The 241-nt window shown below is 46.9% G+C and carries 1 pseudogene; it reads left to right on the top strand.

The features are described from left to right. Positions 1-103: 103 nt before the first annotated feature. Positions 104-193, top strand: a pseudogene (locus HMPREF0693_RS19660) (hypothetical protein); the annotation flags it as partial. Positions 194-241: the final 48 nt, after the last annotated feature.

Raw genomic sequence — 241 nt, 5'->3', positions numbered from 1 at the left:
GCCGTATAAGTAAATCCAATAAAAAGTCTCTCACAAACGCGCCTATTGTCGCATTTTGGTATACGATAGCGACGGATTTTCCCTCCTTGTTCGGAAATAGATAATGAGTCATCAACATACCACCCAGACTTCTGGTCAGGGGATGCTGGAACGCGTGTTTAAACTGCGCGAACATGGCACGACGGCACGGACCGTTGGAACCGAAAGGGTTTGATTCCGGGTTTTTAAAAACCCGGAATTC

The organism is Proteus mirabilis ATCC 29906, assembly GCF_000160755.1.
GTDB lineage: Bacteria > Pseudomonadota > Gammaproteobacteria > Enterobacterales > Enterobacteriaceae > Proteus > Proteus mirabilis.
This window is presented reverse-complemented; position numbering and strand designations above follow the sequence as displayed.